At 49.4% G+C, this 1014-nt stretch carries 2 protein-coding genes; both read right to left on the bottom strand.

The window, feature by feature from the left end:
* Window positions 1-28: 28 nt before the first annotated feature.
* Complete coding sequence (locus tag NW853_RS09100; RefSeq protein ID WP_414348858.1) at window positions 29-208, bottom strand: glycosyltransferase family 2 protein; 180 nt, start codon at window positions 206-208, stop codon at window positions 29-31.
* 15 nt (window positions 209-223) lie between these two features.
* The coding region (locus NW853_RS09095) for a 2OG-Fe(II) oxygenase (RefSeq protein WP_414348857.1) at window positions 224-1014 on the bottom strand (791 nt) is incomplete at its 5' end.

Below are 1014 nucleotides of genomic sequence, written 5' to 3'. Positions count from 1 at the left end.
TCTCTCCTTCCTCTTGAATACCTGTACCCTATTTTAAATTAACAGGCTGTACCTCGGAAAATCTAAGCGCCATCTGGGCAGCGGGATCCTCCGGATCATCAAAGAAGATATAGATGTGGGCGATCCCGATGGCAAGGTGGTAGCGAATGAAGAATTCCAAGCAAACTCCTGGATCCCGAACCGTGGTAACAATACAGACTCTGGCCATATTGAATTCGAGCCTTTAGGCAAGTTGCTTGGTTCCTAACCAAGTGTTGATGGTGAAGCGGCTATCGTCAAAGGCTTGACTGGGGCCAAACACTGGCAGGATTTCGTGTATGCAACTGCTAGGGAAGAAGACGATGCTGTTGTTAGTTGGAATCACCTCATCATAGGTTCCATGGAGAATTGGTGGGTGGGGCTTCTGCCTTTGGGTATCGTAAATACGCAGCTCACCTCCTCGGTAGGGCTTGGGCTCTTTGTGAAAGTAGTACACACAGCTTACCTGACGGAAGGCAGTTTGGGGATAAGAATTATCGGTATGGGGAGTAAAGTAGCAGCCATCATGGCTGGCAATCATCTCCATCTCAAAAATTTGGATGTCGAAGTTATCAATGCCTAACTCGAGAAAGATTGTGGGAGCCACCGCGGCAATTTTCTCCCTCAGCAGGGATCCATACTCTTGAAAGTAAGCGTAATCTAGGCGTAAGGAGCGGCGAAACTTGAGAGACTCAGCCTCAGTGTTGTTTTGGCTATAGCTTCTCGAAGGGATAAACTTATCTTGATGAGCAATGGCATGCTGCAAGATGGCTTGGTTGACTTCAGCCGGCAGGAAGTTACCCAGCTTGACGTACTTACAAGGATAGAAGCGGGCCGGCTCTGGCGGATCCGGCTGAGAAAAAGTGAGGGATATCGGATTGGCAGCCAGCAGCAAGCCTGGGCCTAGTTCTCGAATGTAAGCCAAATCTTGCTCGGTTAGGGCTCTGTGTTGGGGATCCCAGCTCAAGAGATGGATCCCTTGGCTGAGCTTGGGAA

It is taken from the genome of Synechococcus sp. H55.11, from assembly GCF_047462475.1.
GTDB lineage: Bacteria > Cyanobacteriota > Cyanobacteriia > Thermostichales > Thermostichaceae > Thermostichus.
Note: the sequence above shows the minus strand (reverse complement) of the source record. Positions and strands in the feature narration are given on the sequence as shown.

Excerpts from the sequence above, each read along its gene's own strand:
- NW853_RS09100 (WP_414348858.1), bottom strand. The coding sequence starts at position 208 with ATGGCCAGAGTCTGTATTGTTACCACGGTTCGGGATCCAGGAGTTTGC.